This is a genomic window from Litorimonas haliclonae, from assembly GCF_965138505.1.
GTDB lineage: Bacteria > Pseudomonadota > Alphaproteobacteria > Caulobacterales > Maricaulaceae > Litorimonas > Litorimonas haliclonae.
The window spans coordinates 425566-445803 of record NZ_CBCSCO010000002.1 but is presented as its reverse complement, the minus strand read 5'-3'; the positions used below and the strand labels follow the sequence as shown (position 1 = coordinate 445803).

20 protein-coding genes are annotated in these 20238 nt (G+C 49.0%); 10 read left to right on the top strand and 10 right to left on the bottom strand.

The annotated features are described in order from the left end of the window. Positions 1-9: 9 nt before the first annotated feature. Positions 10-1683: a M20/M25/M40 family metallo-hydrolase gene (locus ACNA05_RS06310; protein WP_415810571.1), complete on the top strand. Its 1674-nt coding sequence runs from the start codon at positions 10-12 to the stop codon at positions 1681-1683. 263 nt (positions 1684-1946) lie between these two features. Here ACNA05_RS06310 and ACNA05_RS06305 read toward each other — a convergent pair whose 3' ends face one another. Further along, positions 1947-3320, bottom strand: coding sequence for an L-serine ammonia-lyase (locus tag ACNA05_RS06305; protein WP_415810570.1), 1374 nt, complete (start codon positions 3318-3320; stop codon positions 1947-1949). 60 nt (positions 3321-3380) lie between these two features. Here ACNA05_RS06305 and ACNA05_RS06300 point away from each other — a divergent pair, with 60 nt between their 5' ends. Both ACNA05_RS06300 and ACNA05_RS06295 read left to right on the top strand, forming a co-directional pair. After that, the gene (locus tag ACNA05_RS06300) at positions 3381-4547 is read left to right on the top strand and encodes an aminotransferase class V-fold PLP-dependent enzyme (protein ID WP_415810569.1); all 1167 of its coding nucleotides are present in this window, start codon (positions 3381-3383) and stop codon (positions 4545-4547) included. Beyond that, the gene (locus ACNA05_RS06295; RefSeq protein WP_415810567.1) at positions 4544-5038 is read left to right on the top strand and encodes a gluconokinase; all 495 of its coding nucleotides are present in this window, start codon (positions 4544-4546) and stop codon (positions 5036-5038) included. The genes ACNA05_RS06300 and ACNA05_RS06295 overlap by 4 nt, the downstream gene beginning before the upstream one ends. Positions 5039-5041: 3 nt before the next feature. Here the strand turns inward: ACNA05_RS06295 and ACNA05_RS06290 are convergent, their stop codons facing one another. The 6 genes from ACNA05_RS06290 to cls form a co-directional block, all read right to left on the bottom strand. Then, positions 5042-6556, bottom strand: a complete 1515-nt coding sequence (locus tag ACNA05_RS06290; protein WP_415810566.1) for a glycerol-3-phosphate dehydrogenase — start codon at positions 6554-6556, stop codon at positions 5042-5044. Positions 6557-6739: 183 nt separating this feature from the next. Further along, positions 6740-7591 carry an alpha/beta hydrolase family protein gene (locus tag ACNA05_RS06285; RefSeq protein WP_415810565.1) on the bottom strand — a complete coding sequence of 284 codons (852 nt, stop codon included), beginning with the start codon at positions 7589-7591 and terminating at the stop codon, positions 6740-6742. A gap of 24 nt (positions 7592-7615) precedes the next feature. Continuing rightward, on the bottom strand, positions 7616-9106 hold the full coding sequence (locus ACNA05_RS06280; protein ID WP_415810564.1) for a coproporphyrinogen-III oxidase family protein: 1491 nt from the start codon (positions 9104-9106) through the stop codon (positions 7616-7618). Continuing rightward, the gene (locus ACNA05_RS06275) at positions 9094-10452 is read right to left on the bottom strand and encodes an FAD-dependent oxidoreductase (RefSeq protein ID WP_415810563.1); all 1359 of its coding nucleotides are present in this window, start codon (positions 10450-10452) and stop codon (positions 9094-9096) included. Before ACNA05_RS06275 ends, ACNA05_RS06280 begins: the two co-directional genes overlap by 13 nt. Continuing rightward, positions 10449-10973 (bottom strand): AfsA-related hotdog domain-containing protein, encoded by a 525-nt coding sequence (locus ACNA05_RS06270; protein ID WP_415810562.1) that lies wholly within the window; start codon positions 10971-10973, stop codon positions 10449-10451. Before ACNA05_RS06270 ends, ACNA05_RS06275 begins: the two co-directional genes overlap by 4 nt. A gap of 93 nt (positions 10974-11066) precedes the next feature. After that, entirely contained in the window at positions 11067-12524 is a 1458-nt protein-coding gene (cls, locus tag ACNA05_RS06265) for a cardiolipin synthase (RefSeq protein ID WP_415810561.1), read from the bottom strand. 88 nt (positions 12525-12612) lie between these two features. On the opposite strand from cls, the gene ACNA05_RS06260 reads away from it, so the two are divergent. The 4 genes from ACNA05_RS06260 to ACNA05_RS06245 all read left to right on the top strand — a co-directional run bounded on the left by ACNA05_RS06260 (position 12613) and on the right by ACNA05_RS06245 (position 15588). After that, positions 12613-13350: an endonuclease/exonuclease/phosphatase family protein gene (locus tag ACNA05_RS06260; RefSeq protein WP_415810560.1), complete on the top strand. Its 738-nt coding sequence runs from the start codon at positions 12613-12615 to the stop codon at positions 13348-13350. Between the two features lie 97 nt (positions 13351-13447). Further along, entirely contained in the window at positions 13448-14320 is an 873-nt protein-coding gene (locus tag ACNA05_RS06255; protein ID WP_415810559.1) for a diacylglycerol/lipid kinase family protein, read from the top strand. Positions 14321-14333: 13 nt separating this feature from the next. Continuing rightward, complete coding sequence (locus ACNA05_RS06250) at positions 14334-15179, top strand: metallophosphoesterase family protein (RefSeq protein ID WP_415810558.1); 846 nt, start codon at positions 14334-14336, stop codon at positions 15177-15179. Further along, positions 15163-15588, top strand: a complete 426-nt coding sequence (locus ACNA05_RS06245) for a DUF4112 domain-containing protein (protein WP_415810557.1) — start codon at positions 15163-15165, stop codon at positions 15586-15588. The genes ACNA05_RS06250 and ACNA05_RS06245 overlap by 17 nt, the downstream gene beginning before the upstream one ends. A gap of 74 nt (positions 15589-15662) precedes the next feature. Here ACNA05_RS06245 and ACNA05_RS06240 read toward each other — a convergent pair whose 3' ends face one another. Both ACNA05_RS06240 and ACNA05_RS06235 read right to left on the bottom strand, forming a co-directional pair. After that, positions 15663-16043: a hypothetical protein gene (locus ACNA05_RS06240; protein ID WP_415810556.1), complete on the bottom strand. Its 381-nt coding sequence runs from the start codon at positions 16041-16043 to the stop codon at positions 15663-15665. A 43-nt stretch (positions 16044-16086) separates the two neighbouring features. Further along, positions 16087-16257 (bottom strand): PLD nuclease N-terminal domain-containing protein, encoded by a 171-nt coding sequence (locus tag ACNA05_RS06235; RefSeq protein ID WP_415810555.1) that lies wholly within the window; start codon positions 16255-16257, stop codon positions 16087-16089. A 161-nt stretch (positions 16258-16418) separates the two neighbouring features. Here ACNA05_RS06235 and ACNA05_RS06230 point away from each other — a divergent pair, with 161 nt between their 5' ends. Then, a complete protein-coding gene (locus ACNA05_RS06230; protein WP_415810554.1) occupies positions 16419-17396 on the top strand; it encodes a DNA topoisomerase IB in 978 nt (325 codons plus the stop codon). A 265-nt stretch (positions 17397-17661) separates the two neighbouring features. Beyond that, entirely contained in the window at positions 17662-18177 is a 516-nt protein-coding gene (locus ACNA05_RS06225; protein WP_415810553.1) for a DUF421 domain-containing protein, read from the top strand. Between the two features lie 33 nt (positions 18178-18210). Here ACNA05_RS06225 and gdhA read toward each other — a convergent pair whose 3' ends face one another. Then, positions 18211-19602 (bottom strand): NADP-specific glutamate dehydrogenase, encoded by a 1392-nt coding sequence (gene gdhA, locus ACNA05_RS06220; protein WP_415810552.1) that lies wholly within the window; start codon positions 19600-19602, stop codon positions 18211-18213. Between the two features lie 175 nt (positions 19603-19777). Between gdhA and ACNA05_RS06215 the strand changes: the two genes are divergently transcribed. Next, the gene (locus ACNA05_RS06215; RefSeq protein WP_415810551.1) at positions 19778-20200 is read left to right on the top strand and encodes a response regulator; all 423 of its coding nucleotides are present in this window, start codon (positions 19778-19780) and stop codon (positions 20198-20200) included. The last annotated feature ends 38 nt before the right edge of the window (positions 20201-20238 follow it).

The window sequence follows — 20238 nt, the reverse complement described above, 5'->3', positions numbered from 1 at the left end:
GTTAAAGAGATGATCAAAGAGATATGGGTTACCGTGAGCGCGAGCGTCATTTTAATGGGGTGCGCGCAAACCGCGACTGTCGATAACCCGTCCTTTCCTATCAATACGGCCAATATGTCAGAGGACGTCAAAATCATGGCGTCCGATGACTTTATGGGCCGTGCCCCGGGAACCGAGGGTGAGACCAAAACCGTCAATTATCTGATTGAGCGTTTTACGGAACTGGGGCTAGAGCCGGGCGGTCGCAATGGTAAGTGGACAGATCCGGTTACGCTCAACAAATCCATTGTCACAGATGTACGGGCATTGAATGTCGATCAAGGCGGAAACGTTATCGAGATAAAACAGGGTCAGGACATTGAAATAAGCTCCACCAACCCCCGCGACACTATCAAAGTCGAAAATGCGCCTGTTGTCTTTGTCGGCTTTGGGGCCAGCGCGCCGGAGCGGGACTGGGATGATTTCGGCGATATAGACTTGGAGGGCAAGGTTGCGCTGTTCCTCGTGAATGATCCGGATTTCGGCGTGTCCGATGACCATCCCGTCAGCGGCCTGTTTGGCGGTCGACGTATGACCTATTATGGCCGCTGGGCCTATAAATTCGAAGAAGCGGCCCGCCGCGGCGCGGTCGCTGCTTTGGTTATTCACGAGCCGAAAGCGGCCGGATATGGATGGAATGTCGCCGCGTCTTCACCGGGTGAAAACTACGCTGTTGCCGGAGACGGCGCGAAGCTTTCCGTCGATCTGCAAGGATGGCTACATGAAGACATGGCCGAGCAGTGGGTAGAGTCCGCCGGATATGATCTTGACGATTTACGGGTCAAAGCCCGTCAAAAAGATTTCACGGCATTCCCACTGGACGACCTGCGTTTCAACACGGATTTGGCGCTCTCCGTCGAGATAGTCGAGAGCCAGAACGTTTTGGGTAAAATCACAGGAACCACCCGTCCGGACGAAGTCATTATGCTCTCCGGCCATTGGGACGGCTACGGCGTGGGCGAGCCTGACGCGCAAGGACGGACGGTCCGTCCCGGCGCAAATGATGACGCTCTAGGACTGGCGGGGATGATGGAAATCGCCCGGAACCTGAAAGCCGGACCGGCGCTGGAACGCTCTGTTGTTTTTGCGGCCTGGACAGCGGAAGAAAGCGGATTGCTGGGTTCGGAAGCTTACGCCCAAGATCCTATCTATCCGCTCGAAAAGACTGTCGCCAATTTAACGCTTGATATTTTGCAGACAGCAGGGCCAGCCAATGACGTTATTCAAGTCGGCGAAGGGCAAAGTGAATTGGAAGAGATGATGGCCGCGACCGCTGCGACGCAAGGCCGGACAGTCTCCCCCGAAGGCCTGCCTGAAAATGGATTATTTTACCGCGCGGATCATTTCTCCCTCGCCCGGCGCGGTGTTCCCGTCATGTTGATTATGGGCATCGCAGGCGGACCAGATTTGAAAGACGGCGGCCGCGAAGCCGGAGACGCTTGGGTGCAAGGCTATATAGATAACCGCTATCACAATCAGAACGATGCGTGGAATCCTGACTGGGACCTTCGCGGCGCGGCGCAGGACGTCGAGCTCTTTCTGGATATGACCCGCCAAATGGGTAATTCGGATGACTGGCCCGAGCTGAAATCAACGTCTGAGTTTAAGGCATTTAGAGACGCGAGCGCGGAGGCGCGGGAGTAAATTTTAGGGGATACTATGAAAGTTCTACTTTAGCTGGTTATTGCGTGGAATTCGATAGATCTGATTGGGAAATTAATTCTCAGCTTTGCCGATTACGAAAGTATAGCAATGGCATTAGGGTCTTTTCTTGACGCCTCAATCTATTCTGTTTCGCTAATTATTTTGGCGGTTTTCGCTTTGAAATTAATCGGCAAATCTAAAATGTAAAAGACAGCCATGATATTCCACGGGCAATTGCCCGCGTTATTATCACCTCGCGGCTCTCAACACTCCACCACATTTACCGCCAATCCGCCTTGGCTCGTTTCTTTATATTTTGTGCTCATGTCGAGGCCGGTTTGGCGCATGGTTTCGATGACCTGATCGAGACTGACTTTTGACGCTTCACTGCTGTGGAGGGCGAGCCTGGCCGCGTTGACGGCTTTCACCGCGCCGATGGCGTTGCGTTCAATACACGGAATCTGGACAAGACCGCCCACCGGGTCGCAAGTCAGACCGAGATTATGCTCCATGCCGATCTCCGCGGCGCTGCACACTTGCTCAGGGCTTGCGCCCCACACGGCGGCCAATCCGCCCGCCGCCATGGAACAGGCCACGCCGACTTCGCCCTGGCATCCCATTTCGGCGCCGGAAATTGACGCCCGCTGTTTATAAAGCAGTCCAATACCGCCCGCCGCCAGAAGGAAAGTGCGGATCGCGTCTTCGCCCTTTTCCACGCAGTAATGACGGATAACCGCCGGGATAATCCCGGCCGCGCCATTGGTCGGCGCAGTGACGACTTTGCCACCCGCCGCATTTTCTTCGTTGACCGCCATGGCATAGACATTGAGCCAGTCAAAAAGCTGTTCGCGTTCATTGGACTGCGGCGCGTTTTGCAGCTTGTCCCAAAGCTTGGGCGCGCGCCGGGTGACTTTCAGCCCGCCGGGAAGGATGCCATGCGTCGCCAGACCCTGATCGATACAGGCCATCATGGTCTCGCCAATGGCGTCGAGTTTTGTTTCGGTTTTCTTGCGCGGGCGTTTTGTGTCTTCATTCGCCAGAATAACATGTTGAATGGACAGATTTTCGCGGTTGCAAATACTGAGCAGCTCTGCGGCAGAGGTGAACTGATAAGGCCCCTTCTCTTCGCCCGTTTCGACGCGGTCATTTTTGGTCGGCTTTTTGAGCTGGGATCTCGACGCAATAAACCCGCCGCCCGTTGAATAATAGGTCCGGCTGGCAATGACTTCACCATCCTTGTCAAAAGCCTGAACATACATTTCATTGGGGTGGAGGTCGGCGGCGGTGTCGTAATCCAGACGGATGTCTTCTTTATAGGCAAAGTCGATATCCTGCTCTCCGCCTAACAGTAGACGGTTATCGTCTTCGGCCCTAGCGCAGATCTCGTCCGCTTTTTTGGGATCAAAAGTTTCAGGTTTCAGACCTGCCAAACCCAACAGCGCCGCGCGGGGCGAGCCATGGCCTTCTCCGGTGAAAGCAAGTGAGCCGCGCAAGTCCACCTGCACGCGCGCCGTTTTGCCAAACAGCTCTTTTTGTCTGAGCCTCGCCACAAAGCGTTCGGTAATGCGCATAGGCCCAACGGTGTGAGAACTTGACGGGCCAATCCCCACGCGAAAAATGTCTAAAACGGATAACATGGCTGGACGGTATCGTCTTTTCGGACTTTGGCAAAGCCGATTTCTGTCCTAAGCTCAGTTATGAGTTTTTCAGATAAAGAGATTGCGGATATTCGTGCCGACACGCCCGCCTGCGCCGCCCAAATTCATTTTAACAATGCCGGGGCTGCGCTTATGCCCAACCCGGTATTTGATGGGATGCAGACCCATCTGGAGCTGGAGCGGGACTATGGCGGCTACGCGGCGGAAAGCCTGGCGGCAGAGAAAATTTCGGGCTTTTATCCCGCGCTGGCAAAACTCCTAAACGCAAAGCCTTCCGAAATTGCGTTTGCCGCCAACCATACCCGCGCCTGGGAAATGGGATTCCGCGCGATGGATTGGCGAGAAGGGGATAGGCTTCTCATCCATGACAGCACTTATACCTCCAATTATCTCGCCTTTCTACATCTGGTCAAAACCAGAGGCATTGTTCTGGATCGAATTCCGTCCATTGAAAGCGGCGTCATTGACCTGGAGCGTGTTGCGCCCCTGATAACAAACCGAACGAAAGCTATTGCGCTGACCCATATGCCGACATTTGACGGGAGCATTCAGCCCGCCGCAGCCCTTGGCAAAATTGCGAATGACCATAACCTCTTATATATTGTCGATGCCTGTCAGTCTGTCGGGCAGGCCGAGATTGACGTTCAGGCGATTGGGTGTGATCTGCTCGCCGGAACCGGGCGCAAATGGCTGCGCGGCCCGCGGGGAACCGGATTTTTATATGTCCGGCAAAGCGCGCTTGAAAAATTATCTCCCCCGCTAATTGATAATATATCCGCCGCTCAAACCACTGACACTGAGTTTGAGTGGGCCGACGGGGCCAAACGGTTCGAAACCTATGAGCGGCACGTGGCCGGACAGATCGGCCTGTCGGAAGCAGCAAAATATGCAATTGATTTGGGACTTCCTCGTATTGAAGACCGAGTCCAAAGCCTTGCAAAATCGCTACGGGAGACCTTAACAGATCTTCCTGTCAGCGTTCTGGATAAAGGCGAAGCGTTGAGCGGGATCGTAACATTTAGATCTGAAAGAAAATCTGCCAAAGACATCATAGACGCGCTTTGGGAGAAGCGAATTGCGGTCAGTTACATCTCGCCGCATCAGGTCACAGAGCGGCCAGACGCGGTTAGAGCGTCTATTCACTATTACAATACTCAGGACGAGATTGATAAGTTTTGCAACGAACTTGCTCAGATTATCAGGTGAAGCGCTTAATTGTCATTATGGGAGTCGCCGCGTCCGGTAAATCCACGATAGCGTCCAGGCTATCGGAAGCTGAGGGTTGGAAATATTTAGAGGGCGACGAGTTTCATCCTGAAGCAAATGTCGAAAAAATGGCGGGCGGAACGCCGTTGACGAATAAAGATCGAGAGGCGTGGATTGACGCGATGGCTCTTGCGGTGGTTGAAAATAAAAGTGACCCCATCATCTTATCCTGCTCCGCCTTGAACGCATTTGTCCGAAACCGATTGCAAGACGGATGCGACCGCGCCGTATCATGGGTTTATTTGAAAGTTCCGCGCGAGGAACTCATCCGCCGTATAGAAGAGCGTGAAAACCACTTCATGAAAAGAGCCATGCTCGACAGCCAACTCTCTACGCTGGAGCCGCCAGAGGATTGCCTAGAGGTTGATGCAGACCATTCTATCGAGGAAACGATAAACACAATTAAAAGCGGTCTGACTTTGCAGTCTTAAACTTTAAACTAAATTTGCGAATTTGAACCATTCCTTAAATGCCGATTGCTCGGCCTCGCTCATATGAAGTCCGCATTTTGTCCGCCGCCAGAGAATATCTTCCGGTTCTTCTGCCCACTCGAATTCCACAAGATAACGCGCATCCGCTTCGGTCAAATTTCCGCCAAAATACTGCCCCACACCGTTTCTCAAAACCCTTGTAATGCGCGTACCGTATCGACGACAAATTAGTCGCACCAGTTTAGGGTCTAAATCTGGGTAATGCTCCAACTGCGACTTATAAAATTCCTCAAAATCCGCTTCCGGGATATTCCCGCCTGGAAAATACGCGTTTTTGGTCCAGGGCTTGCCCATGTCCGGATAATAATGTTTGATTTTTTCCATGACATGGTCGGCGAGTTTTCGAGACGTCGTAATCTTCCCGCCATAAACAGAAACAAAAGGTGCGTCCGTTTCATATTTTTTCAAATCCAGAACATAATCACGCGTTACATCCGACGCATCGGCGGCCTTGTCATCATAAAGCGGGCGAACACCTGAATAAGTCCAGACGACATCAGCGGGAGTCGTTTGAGTTTCAAAATACTCATTCACGCAGTCACAGAGATATTGAATTTCCTCGGCCGAGGCTTGCGGCAGATTCTCCGGCCTTTCATGCGGCACATCCGTTGTGCCGATCAGGGTAAAGTTCTGCTCATAGGGAATCGCAAAAATGACTCTCTCATCGGAATTTTGAAAAATAAAAGCGTGGTCGCCGTCATAAAGTTTGGGCACGACAATATGGCTGCCCTTGACCAGGCGAAGGGTTGTTTCGTCTTTTACATCGCTTTGCTCAATGGTTGAGAGGAGACTATCCACCCAAGGGCCGGCGGCGTTCACGATGCCTCTGACTTTAATTGTTTTAGACGTGTCTCGGTTTTGGAGTTCGGCCCGATATAGTCCGCCTTCGCCTTTAATAGAGCGCACTTCGGTCCGGGTAAAAATATCGGCGCCTTGCTGGGCCGCGTCCACGGCGTTGAGGGCTACCAGACGCGAATCCTCGACCCAGCAATCCGAATATTCAAAGCCTGTTTCCAACCTGTCTTTAAGGACGTCAAAACGCGAGCCCTTTCGTCGTTTGCGGGTTTTCGTTCCAGGGAGAAGCTCTCGTCCGCCAAGGTTGTCATAAAGAAATAATCCCATGCGCAAGAGCCATTTTGGGCGTAAGCCTTCATCATAAGGCAATATAAACCGCAAGGGCCAGATAATATGCGGCGCCGCGCGCAGGAGAATTTCTCGCTCTTTGAGAGATTCACGAACTAATTTAAAATCATAATGTTCAAGATATCGAAGCCCGCCATGAATGAGCTTTGTACTTGCCGAGGACGTATGGCTTGCCAGATCATCTTTTTCGCAGAGCACAACTGAAAGCCCCCGCCCGGCTGCGTCACGTGCGACGGCCGTGCCGTTAATACCTCCGCCAATGACAAGCAAATCATAGACAGGTATTCTGGCGTTTAACGCGGTGGCTGAAGGCATACATAATCCCTTATGACTACACTCAAGACGTAGAATGCGCGCCAACTATTCGCAAATGAAAATTCGGGTAAAACACCCGCAGATGCAAGCCATGCGAAAGAGGTCTTAGGGTTTGAACCGCAATATTCAGATATCCAAAACATCATTGAGACGGCTTGGAATTTTCACAAACGCGTTTGGAAACTATAAGCGTTCAACCCAATCACTAAGAGAGCCAATGATTTCTTCGCTATGTTTGACCCAGCGGAAATGATTTATTTTTGGTTTGATCGCGTCTGAAGGTTGGTATTCTATCCGCGTCAAACGGGCAGATTTCAATTTTCCAACCAAATGATCCGTTGCGCTGTGAGGCGCAAAATCATCCCCTGCAATCGACAAAGCGAATACAGGACAGGTAATTTTCGTCATAGCGGACTCATAATCAAAATTGGATCCTTTGAGCGCAAACCTACCCGTACGTCCCTGCCGCGCCCAGGCGCTCATGACGGTTTTGGGCTGTCGCCCCCCAAACCCGATTTTGTGGCCCGGGAAATACCCGAATAAGCCGGAAATCAACATAGCGCTCTGGGTGGCAAACCAGATTTTCAGATTTTGCGGGAAAGGATAGGCGCGAAAATAAACGGAACCGCTGGCAATTAATGCGATGCCTTTGACCTTTTCCGGATGAGCGGCGGTATAAAGCAGACTTAGATGACCGCCGAGACTATGCCCCAATAAAACAATGTCCTTCTCAGGACAGTTTTCTTTCGCCGCTTTGATATAGGCGGGAATATCCTGTTTGACCATTTCGCGATATCCAAATTTCGCGGCTGGGGCCCTGCTTTGACTTGTTCCCTGCCCCCTCAACTCACAGAGCATGACTGAATGACCCTCCCCCGTCAGCGCGTCTGCAAGAGGCCGGTAATAGGCGGCTTTCACTCCCATCGCCGGAAGACAAAGAAACAGAATGTCTGAGGCGTTCTGGTCAGGCTCGTATAACGCTGCCTCGCTTCTCGCTCCATCGTTAGTCAGGATAGAAAGGGTTTGCATTTTCATACTCTCCCTTCTTTCTGATCCCGCCTATTTCATCAAGAGAGGAAACAGTTCCGGATTGCCGAGAATAAATTTGGTAACGAAATTTGTCCCGAACCTTGTATCGCGGGCGAAGTGTTTCTTTTTATCACTGATACATTTCAGAAGCATTTTCCCCTGCGTATTTAGAGTGTGCGCCATATAATCTGTCTGAAGGTTTCCGTGCCAGACGACGCCCATCTTGTTGACCGTATAGCGGTCCGCCTCTTCTTCGACGCACCCTGCTTTTATATGCGCGTTCAGAACATTCATTGCTGGGGCGTAACGACGGCAATCTTTAAATGGCTCGAGGAGGGATTTATCTATTTCCTTAAATCTCGGGAACATGACCATGAGGCGATCGAGTACGCCGTCCAGTCCAATGGGCTGCATCGTTGTCGAGGAAACGCCGTATGCATCAATATTGGCGATATAGTCCTCTATCTTGTCGGGGTTGATAGAGACCATGTCCTTTACATTGCCGCGTGCCGCGCAGCCCACCCCGATGATATCCTGCCGCCCGCAATGCGCGGTTTGATATTGCGAGGGGTGGTTTCTTTTGGAGAAAGTCTCCGCGATGGTATTGTGATAACCGTGTTTGGTCATGAAATCATAGCCGAATTCACGCATCGCCAAGAGCTGCCACATTGTCCCCGGCTGTTCCAACCGCTCTTTTATGATGAGCTTGTGCATGGGCCGATAAGGGAGATAGACTGTTCCGAACAAATCGGCTTCTTCGGGTTTGTACTGGTTGACCAGCGTGTCGAGGTCCTCGACAAATCCGTCAAAAGTCTGCCCCGGAAGATCATACATCAGGTCAACGCACCGGTCGCCCTTGTAATTAATCTTCTCCAGATTGGTAAAAAGCTCATCAATATCTTCACGGCTATCTACCCGGCCGATTTGCTTGCGAAGCACGGGATCAAAAGTCTCGATCCCAAAGGTTACGCGGTCAAAGCCGAAATCTTTGACGAGTTTCAGCTTTTCAATATCTTTGAAAGATCGCGGCTCGCCCGTGAAGGTTTTTTCGATCACGTCGTAATTCGGGACGACCTTTTTCAAATGGGTGAAAAGTCGTTCCATCCCCTTATGAGAGAGCGTCGAGGGCGTCCCGCCGCCAATGTAAATCGCCGTGAAGTTTCGGGCCTGGACATAGGGCTGCGCCATATACCAGTCGATTTCCTTGATCAGATAGTCAACATAGAGGTCGAGCCTGTCCTTTGACTGACGCGGATAATGGTTCTTGTTGAAATTGCAGTAATGGCAGAAGGATTTGCAGTAAGGCACATGAATATACATCATGATGTCGTCATTTAAATGACCGCCCTCCTCTTTTAATTTGAGCAAATTTTCATTGACTTGGTCGCGTGTCTGCCAATCCCAATCCATCGTTCCGAAATTCGGCATGATGAAATGGGTGATCGCATAAAGACGGTCAAAGGGCGTCGGCTGAGGCGGGTTTGGTCCGTAATAATAAGGTGTGAAATCTATTTTGGACATAAGGAGCCTCTTTTTAAGTCGAGATGAAATTCTAGTGATTTCGGGGATCTTGGCGCAGAGGAGAGACAGCTCTCGACAGTCTCTTTTGCCGCGCGGAAGCAATTTTCAATCGAGGCGCCTTTGATATAATCCCCGGTAAAATGAAGGCCTGGATATTCAGATTGGGCGTCCCGCAGATCTGATCTGAATTTGGATTCATTCAGGGTGTAGCCACAGAGCCCTTGCGCCCATGATTTTCGTTTGAAGACTAGACAAGAATTTCGTTTCAAATTGAAGTATGGTGCCGATTGCTTCTCGGCGATGGATAAGAGTTGATCATCGAGCATTTCGTGCGAGTTCAGGGCTTGGGCTGCTGCGCCGCTAAAGGTGTAACGCACCCAGTTGAGATCATTTATGCCGTAAGCCCCGATATTGCTGAGAGCGGAATTCGGCGGGAAAGTCAGCGCCCGTAGCTCTGTTTCGAAGACAGGTCTCTCATACTTCGCGACAATGACCGTGACAGGGAAATATCTCGGTTGCCTCAAAGCGCGTGATATTCCTGGAAAATCAGACTTTGTGAGGATAGCGGCGCCGTAGGCTGGCAACGCGATAATCACCTTTGAATATAGCTCCATGAAGCCATCACCTGCTAAAGCATAGAAGCCATTTGTCTTTCGCAGCGCTTTTACTGATGTCCGTAATTTGGTTCGAATATCCGGATCCGCCTGGAAATCCGAAAACACATTTTCCAGTGGCGAGGCAATTTGCTCATATTCATCTTTCAACATTTGAAGATGAGTCCCGAAATTTTCTATCGCCATCTCATCCGGTTCGGCGCCGTTCATGCGAACCGTCAAGGCTCTGGCTATGGAATTTGAGAATTTGCCGGAGAAGTAATCTGTCAGAGTTTCTGCCCCCTCCCTCTCTAGCGCTTTGAAATAAGGACCTGACAAATCCCCATTGGTTCTGTCCGCCTGCACAGCTCTCCACGCGCGCCTTAATTTCCACAAATCGGGAATTGTTGCTGAGCGAAGCAGGGTAAGAAACTGCTCTCTCTTCTCTTTGGAATTAAAGGGTAGGACTTTTCCATTCGAAAGACGGGCAGAGTTCAAGCCAAAATATTCGTATCTCGGCTTTCCATAATGGGCGAGGAACTGCCTGAATTCTTTATAGTGAAACCCAATATTTTTGCCGCCAAGACAGATTTCCCGGCCCTGCAGGTGAGAGAGAGCCATACGACCGCCAAGCCGGTCCGATGATTCGTAGAGATCAACCTGATGTCCTTGCCGCGCAAGATAATAAGCCGCGGCCATGCCGGACACACCGCCGCCAATAACTGCAACTTTGTGGTGTAGTTTTTCGCTCACCCTGAATGTCTTTCATAGCGGGCCAGGAGTTTTCGGTGAATGAGCTTTATATGGCTTTGATAGTGAACGCAGGCTTGACCGTTTTGTAGGAATATTCCGTCAAAGGACAAGGATTGCAGCTTCCCTCGCCGATAGGCCGGATTGAAAATGCGGCACTCAATAAAGAGATCATCCGACAGGTTGATAAAGCCGGAAAAACGCATGTCGCAAGCTTCCAGCACAAAGCCGTAATCATAGCCCACATCATAGAAAAGATGCGGTATAGCCAGTCCTACCTGCCTTCCAGCTTCGATAATATACAGGCCTGGAAGGTGATCTCTGACATGTTCGAAGAAATACGGATGATCCGGAATTATTCTGACTTTGGCCATATATATGACCTGTCCGATCTCATCCGTTTTTGGCGTAATGGACGATATAAAAACGTTATTGCCAAATTGTTTGTGAACGTCCGCTTGGCGTACAGGAAAAGCTACAGAAGGAAGACCCCCTTTCGCCGCCTCCTTTATATGGACTGTCACAGCCGACACTACTCACCTCACAACTTTATGGTGTGATGATTAGGTCATAAGCTTTCTGGTTGTCAATATATTTATTGCAACTTTTTGGTGTGGTTATAAAAGGGGGCCTGCAAGACGGAGTAAATTTTCCTTCAAGCGAATAGAGAAACTTCGTTGTTTCCAGAGCTCGCGCTCAATGAGATGGGAGTTTTCAATGTAGTCCTCAACAACCCGGGACAAGGCCTTGTGAAAAAAGCGGTCATAGACGGCCATCGTAATTTCAAGGTTCAGGTAGAAACTTCGCATATCGACATTCACTGTACCGACAAAACAAATATCGTCATCAATCAAGATTGATTTGGTATGGAGCATTCCGCCCTGATAGCGATAAATCTGTACGCCGGCCCGGAGCATTTCGGAAAAGACGGACTGCCCGGCGAAGCGCGCCATAAGGGAGTCGACTTTGTGAGGGAGTATAACTCTCACCTCCAAGCCGCGCTTGGCCGCGTTGCAAAGTGCCAAAACAATCGCCTCGTCTGGAACAAAATAGGGCGTGGTGATCGTAATTTGTTTCTGCGCTCCAAAAATAGCCGAAACGATTACCTCATAAATCAAACTTGAATAAGATTCTGGACCGGAGGGGATAAGTTGCAACACAGCATCCCGCGCAAAATTCTCATTCGGCGTATGCTGCGGCAATTTCATGATGTCTGATTTATCAAAGTCCGTCCCAACATGATCGAATATAAAGTCTGTATTAAAAACGACAGCCAGAGACGAGACAATATGGCCTTCGAGGCGAATCATAATATCGACCCAAGCCCCGACATTGGCGTCTCGTTTGAAATATTCCGGATCTGCCAAATTGAGACTTCCCGTATAGCCAATAGACTGATCTATAACGATAATTTTTCGATGGTTTCTTAAATCTGTCCGCTTGGAAACTGACTTTAAGATACCCACGGAAAGTGACGCCTCCACCCTAACGCCGACCTGCATCATACTTCGTGGCCAGTGGCTTTTCAAAAAGGTCTTACTGCCGAAATCATCTACCAGCACACGGCAGTCGACTCCGCGTTTCGCGGCTCTGATAATAGCCTCCAAGACTTCATTCACCCTGCCTTGCGGATCGATGATATAGAATTCTAAGAAGAGGTGTTCTTTAGCCTCATCGATGTCTTTTATGAGCACATCAAAAAGAGCGTGAGCATCAGAGTACAATTTGATTTTATTTCCGATGGACGGATGAAACCCGGTCTCTTTCGAAATAACTTTAGACATGTGTCTAAAGTATTCTGAGACTTCTAGTTCCTCACTTGTCGTTACAGCTTCGTCAATTTCATAGGCATCTTGAAAGTGTTGTCTAATTTTTGGGCCAAGTTTTAGACGCTTACGTCCAAGTCGATGATCGCCGAAAAGAAAGTAGATAAGAAGGCCGATGACAGGAAGAGCAGCTATCACCATAATCCATGCCAAAGTCGTGTGGACGGCGAGACGACGGCTTATCACCCTAAAAGAAAATACAACTACAATAATAATGTGCAGGAGCAGTGTTATCGGTGCGCCGAACATATAGCCCCCTTGTTAATTCGTAATATTTAATTATCCCGATTGAGTTACCCTTTCGAGAACAATTTGTTCCTTCAGCCGTAAAACCCCTATGCAACTAAAAGTCCTTACATGGAATATTCAAGCCGGCATCGGCACTCAGGCGACTCATCAATATGCGTCCCAGGCCTATAGGCAGGTTTTACACACCCCTGCCAAAAGGCGGACGCTCAAGAAAATTGCAAAGGTTTTGCAAGATTACGACTTAGTGGCGCTGCAAGAAGTCGATCTAGGGGGGCGCAGATCAAATTTTCAAAACCAAGTTGAATTGCTTCAATCCTATGCCAAATTCCCGCATGCGGTGTCACAGGAGAATAGGGTCGTCGGGCGAGTTTCCCGTCATGGGAACGCAATCTTTTCTAGATATCCGATTTTGGAAGCAGCAGATCTTAAGCTACCGGGCAGCCGATCGGGCCGTGGAGTTTTGATAACCCGGATAGATTTACCCAATCCGATTTATTTTGCAAATACTCATCTAAGCCTAGGGTTAGCTGATCAAAATCTGCAAACCCATTTTATCTCTGAAAGTGTTCCGACTGATGGAACCGTAGTTATCGCCGGAGATATGAACTGTGGCTCTAACTCCACACCCATGAAATCCCTCTCTCAGAGTCGGAAACTGAATATTCTGACCGAACCACACGATAAAAGCTATCCAAGCTGGAAACCCCGGAAAGATTATGACCATATTCTGGCGGATGAGAGGCTCGGCCCGGCGAAGGCGGATGTGGTGGATTCCATGTTATCCGACCACCGACCGGTCCGGACGACACTCACTCTAAATGGGTAACAATTTCGCGCCGTTCACTGGAACAATTACACTTTTCGAACGTAAGCTCTATACTCAGAAAATGCACTAAATTGGATGAGTTAAAGGGGTGCCACTCATGCCAATAATATTTAAAAAACCGGCTTTACTTATCAATCTGTCTTCCGGAAGCTCCTCCGACGTCTCGGAGGAGATCACAGCAAAGCTCGTGGATAAAGGGCACGCCGCGCCTGAAAAATTTATTTCCAAAGGTGACGGGATTGAAAAACAGTTCCAAGCGCTCAAGACATACAAACCAGATTTAATAATTGTTTTTGGCGGTGATGGGACATGTCGTTCAGCGGCGGAAATCGCCAGACACTCTGATGTGCCTTTAATCGCTCTTCCTGGCGGGACAATGAATATTCTCCCCAGAGAACTTTACAAAACGGTCGATTGGGAAGAAGCGCTGACCATAGCTTTAAATCAGACTGACCCAAGGTGGCATACGGCCGGGTTACTCAATGGCTCGCCGTTTTACTGCGGGGCAATCATTGGCGCGCCGACGCGTATGGCAAATATCCGCGAAAGCGTACGGGACGGACATATTTCCGAAGCCGTGACGGCCATTCCTAAAGTTGTCGAGTCTGTAACAGAGGGAGAAACTTTCTCTTACCATGTGGACGGAGATCCCACCGATTTAGAAGCTAATGCCATACTGCTATCGTTCCCTCCGCAGTCTGAATACGCAGACGCGGCGCCGGAACTCGATATGGCCTCTGTCATGCCGCTGAGCGTCGGTGAGTTGTTGAAAGTAGGCGCTCAAAGCCTCTTAATGGACTGGCGCGAGTCAGAAAATATAGAGTCGAAAAGAATTCGTTCGCTGGAAATTAAGGGGCAAGGCCGATTTGAAACCCTTTTAGACGGAGAGGCAGAGATCGTATCCTGCCCCCTAACCGTTACGCTGGAAAAAAGAGGCGTGAAGGTAATGGCTCCAAACCCAAAAACTTAATCCTCAGGACGACATGACGTCTATTATTCAATTTGCAGATATTCATTTCGGGGTCGAGGACAAGGAAGCCATGAGCTGCGTAAAGGCCACTATCGAAAAGCTTGAACCGGATATTATCGTTATTTGCGGGGATATTACCCAAAACGGATCGGACGAAGAATTTAAGGCGGCGCGTGACTGGATACAGACTTTGAACGGGCCCAAACTCATAACCCCCGGAAATCATGATACCCCTATGTATGGGTTGATAGAGCGTTTCACGCGACCTTTTGCAAAGTATAAAAAATGGATTGAGCCCCTCAGCGTTGCCCATTTCACCAATGAGGATGTGACTATTTTGCCATATAATTCCGCGCGGGGTTGGCAATTTGGATTTGACTGGTCGCTAGGGGCCGTAAATTTAAAAGACTTGGCGGAATTAACGGACAAAATTAAAAAATTGAGCCAAGGCGGTGTCGAGATGATAATGGCGCACCACCCCATGATCTATCCGGAGCTCTCGCCCCTACAAAAGCTAACGAAAAATGGCTCGGAAACTCTAAAATATTTAAGCCACCGCAATGTCGATGTCGTTTTGACGGGCCATGTTCACGTGCCTTTTGCTATTGAGCGACAACCCAATGAGACAGAAATTATGTCTATTGGGGCCGGCACGCTGTCTCGACGCCGAAGAAATAAACCGGCGAGTTTTAACCACATCTCCGTGGATCAAAAAATGATTAAAGTCAGCGCCGTCGAATTTACGGAGGGCAAGTTTTTATCAACTGAAACATTTTCAAAGCGCATCGACTCTTTGCATAGTCGTCGTCCCCTCAAACCGCAAAAAGAAAGAGATTTAGGTCATGACAAACTATCCTGAAATGGATCATACCGCATTGGATGAGCAAGAGAAAATTGTTCAGCATATTGAAAGCTTGGCGGCGTTGATGGATAGTCAGTTCAAACTGCCCGGGACGAGCATAAATTTAGGTCTGGACTCGATTGTCGGATTAATCCCCGGGGTCGGCGACACCGCCAGTTTGGGCGTTTCGGGTTATATCTTCATGCAGGCTGCCCGGCTAAATCCGCCCAAACGAAAGATGTTTCGAATGGGGTTTAATATATTTCTGGACTGGCTCATCGGTCTTATCCCTATCATCGGGGACATTTTCGACGTGGGCTGGAAAGCAAATAATCGAAACGCAAAGATGATGCGGGAGTTTCACGACAAGAGAAAACGGTCGAAGCCAATAAATGTGTCTCCATCTGATCCTCAGAACCCAATCTAAGCCGTTCAGCCATCACTGTTAGCCACAAAAAAAACCGCCCAAAGGCGGTTTTTTATTTTACTAATTTTATCGACTTACCGAGGGTCTTCGTCGCCATCAGGACTATCTTCGTCCGGCTTATCGACATCAATCGTTGGGAGGTCAACGGTAGTTTCCTCGGTTCCCGTTTCAACTGTCGGCACTTCGACTTCAACAGTCTCGGATTCAACATCAACTGTGGGAACGTCAACTTCTGTTTCTGTAGTGCCAACATCGACGTCTGCGACATCCGCGTCGAACTCAGGCATATTGCCGTCTTCAACGGCGACATCAACGTCGGGTAGGCGCGCTTCTTCAGTTTGATCTACATCGACCAAGTAAAGAGCTGCGACCGCCACACCGATGATGACGACTGCGCCAATTGCGATACCAGCGATTTTACCACCGGATGATTTTTGGTTATATTCATTACTCATAATTTCTCTCTTTCTTTTTTTAGGTTAGCGGTGTTTTTGTTAGTTAGTTTTTAGGTCCGACAAAGAACCAGACGATAAATCCGACAAGTGGGAAGATCACGACAAACAATGTCCATAGGACCTTGGCCAATGTAGATGCACCAGACCCAAGAATGTTGATGACCGCCCAGATAATCAGAACCAAGTGAATTAGACCTAGTAATCCTTCGAGCATATTTGTTCTCCATTATATCTGCGGCTCGATTGCCGCGGTATATGTTAACAACCTTGACATCCCGAAATAGTTCCCGGTTTTTTAAAACAATATAAAAAGGAACGGTTCGCCAACGCAGAACGTATCTGTCACCCACGCCTCTTTTCACTTTGGATATTCGAATGCTGCCCGTGCCAAAACTTCTGCGATATAGCGAAGACAGCGAACCTGGAATTTCCCGTCATAAGCGTGGCAAAACCTTTTATTACAAACTTCCAAATGGCGACGCGCTTCAGAAAGATGATGCTCTGCAACGTATAAATGCGTTGGGATTGCCGCCTGCCTATACGGATGTTTGGATTTGCATTGATGAGTTTGGCCATCTGCAAGCCACTGGCCGCGACGAAAAAGGCCGGAAACAATATCGCTATCATAACCATTGGGCGGAGTTCCGAGCCACTCAGAAGTTTGATAAGCTTGTAGAGTTCGGAGAGTACCTCCCCTCTCTTCGCCGGAGGGTCAGGCGCGACCTCAAGGGAAGCGCGCCCTCTAAAAAATACGCGAGCGCCGCCTTGGCCCGGCTCATCGATAAAACCTCCATGCGAGTTGGCAATCAGACCTATGCTGATGAAAACGGAAGTTACGGCGCAACGACCCTTCGTCGCAAACATTTGGAATTTGAGAAGGGGGAACTCGTGTTTAACTACAAGGCGAAAGGTGGCAAAAAAGTAAATGTTCGGATGAACGACAAACTCCTTCACAAAACCTTGGAGAAAATCGACAATCTACCCGGTCATAGAGTGTTTCAATACATCTCCTCCGGCGGAGATAAATGTGTTCTGGATAGCTCAGACGTAAATCAATATATCGGCGAAGAGTTTTCAGCTAAAACCTTTCGAACTTGGCGCGGCACTGTCGCGGCCTTTGAAGTAGCGGCCAAAGTGGAAAACCCTAAAATTAAAGAGATGAGCGAGGCTGCCGCGAAAGAACTTCATAATACGCCTGCAATTTGCAGAACCAGTTACATTCACCCAAAAGTTATCGATTTAGCGACCGCAAGTTTTGAAGAAAGAACAGAGAGGATCGCGGTTCTTCGAGGGGTGAGCAAGCGCGGCCTGCGAAAATATGAATCGCAATGTCTCGCCTTTCTGAAATCCTAAGTCGGAAAGTTACAATAATTGCTAGCTTAGCGGAACTAATCCGGCTTCCGGGCGCTTATTTAGCAAGCCATTTGAGAGAACAAATTACCAAGGAGTATCCACATGCGTTTTATATTAAGAACGATAGCCGCTGCGGCCATCTCGATTATTGTCAAGGAGGCGTTAACCCGTGATGCGCAGACATCTGCTTCGACGACATCTTCCTCCAATCCAACAAATAAAGTGAACTAAGATCTCTTACTCTAAATTTACCGACTGGATGGGCATGGCGCCAAGTAATGCCCTCTTGATTTTTTTATCTATTATCGGAGCCTATGCGGCGCTAGTGATATTTACTCGCATCGCCGGCATTCGCAGCTTTTCCAAAATGAGCGGTTTCGATTTTGCCATTACAGTCGCAATCGGCTCTATCTTTGCGTCCATTGTAATGGGCAAATCTGTTTCACTCGTCCAAGGCGTCGTGGTTCTGGCCATTTTATATGCCTGCCAGATCGGATTTGCTACCATGAGGGTGAAACTAGATTGGGTCCCGAAACTCGCGGATAACAAGCCGCGCCTCATCATGATTGGCAAAGACATCCAATATGATCACCTTCGGAAAGCGAAAATGAGTGAGGGTGACCTGATGGCTAAGCTCAGGGAAGCAAATGTCGGGAACCTGGAGAGCATCCAAATTGTGGTTGCGGAAACTACGGGCGATGTGTCTGTCATACATCATCAAGACAAAGAGCTTAGCCCTGAAGTTTACAAAAACGTTCTTGGCACGGAGAGGCTGTCGTAAGCTTACGACTAAGCACTAACAGATAGCCCCAAATCAAATTCCGAAAGCGAGCAAGGCGTCAGCCAATTTACTGAAGGCGGCCTGATTGGCTCCCTTTACATAGTCAATATGTTTGCCATTTTTCCCATGGGTTTTACAGTCGTCATGTATTCTACCCATTATCTGCTTGAGCTTTTCGTCCAGCGCTTCGAAGTCACCTTTTCCAAACGCCGCGTTTTGGCTCATTTCCAATCCGCTCAAGGCAACCCCGCCGGCATTGGAAGCCTTACCCGGCGCATATAATATTTTGCTCTCTCTGATAAGTTTGGTGGCTTGGGCCGTGCAAGGCATATTCGCTCCTTCGGCGACCGCAATGACCCCATTTTGCTTAAGACTTTTGGCGTGGTCCTCGTGAAGCTCATTTTGCGTGGCGCAAGGTAGAGCTATGTCGGCTTTGATATGCCAAGGCGCTTTCCCAGCGGAAAACTTAGCGCCTTCAAATTTTTCCACGCAAGCTTCCAAACTCGTTCCTGACCTCAACTTTAATTCTTTGACGAAGTCAATTTGATCCGCGCTGAAACCGGTAGATATATGGAGTGTGCCCTTACTATCCGATAAGGTAAGAACTTTCGCATTCAACTGAATGGCCTTTTCTGCCGCATGAAGAGCCACATTCCCTGCCCCGGAAATCAGAATCGTTTTACCGCCTATTTTATCCAAATGCGCGTCCAACATATCTGAAAGAAAATAGATCAATCCATACCCCGTAGCCTCGACGCGTACAGGCGAACCTCCATAAGATAACCCTTTCCCCGTTAAGGTTCCGGAGAAGCTATTGGTCAGTCTTTGATATCTGCCATATAAGTAACCAATTTCACGTGACCCAACATTTATGTCCCCGGCCGGGACATCCGTTCGCGGCCCAATATGGCGATGAAGCTCATCCATAAATGCCTGACAAAATCTCATAATCTCTTTATTTGAACGCCCTGACGGGTCGAAATCTGCCCCCCCTTTGCCGCCGCCCATGGGCAGGCCCGTCAGGGCGTTTTTAAAGGTTTGTTCAAAGGCTAAAAATTTAAGGACTGAAATATTTACAGAAGGGTGAAAGCGAAGCCCGCCTTTATAAGGACCAATTGCGCCGCAATTTTGGACACGCCAACCCTGATTAATTTGAACTTTGCCGTCGTCATCCTCCCAGCACACCCGAAAAGTTATTATCCTATCGGGAACTGTCAGCCGTTCGAAGATGCGCGCGTCTTGCAGGCGTTTGTCGCATTCGATCACATCTGTAAGTGTTTCCCCAATCTCTCTTACGGCTTGGAGAAATTCGTCTTCTCCTTTATTTCGAGATTCTATTCGGTCCATGACCTCAGACCAATTATAGGCCTTCTCTTTGTTCTCTTCCAGGGGGGCGTCAATTTTAGTCTTTTTTATTCTGGGCATAAGTCCTCAATATATCTCAAAATTCTACGCGGCTCCGCCTCAGGCGTTCCTGAAATGCGACTAGATTTACGAGTGGAAGACATCACATTAACGTTATGATTTGTTTGGGTAATTAACGGCTCAGACTCATATGCATTGGAACACAACTAAAAAACGGGCGTAGATTTTGTGAGTTATGAAACATGAAACTGCCCATAAATCGATACTAATCGTCGAAGATGACCCCTTCATTGCAATGGATCTGGAAGATACGTTTATAGGCGCCGGGTTCTCGGTAATCGGTCCCGTCGCTGACGTCGAATCTGGCTTATCTTTAATAGAAGAACACCGGCCGGATATTGCTACCCTCGACTACAACCTAGGACGTGAAAATAGCGTTCCAATCGCTAACGCCTTGGCGAGCATCGGCGTTCCTTATATTTTCTTATCGGGCCAGATGAGCCGTGTCATTGAAACACATGATGTGCCCGAACGACTTATAGTCGGTAAACCTTACGTTCCTTCTAAGCTACTGAAACTTATTAGTCGCACGATAGATAAAGCCACCCCGTCTTCCAATTCACGGTCCGAGCCGGGTTCTGGAATAGCATTTGGTTAAACTAAAGCGCGTTCGGAAGCTAAGCTTAAAACCTTGAT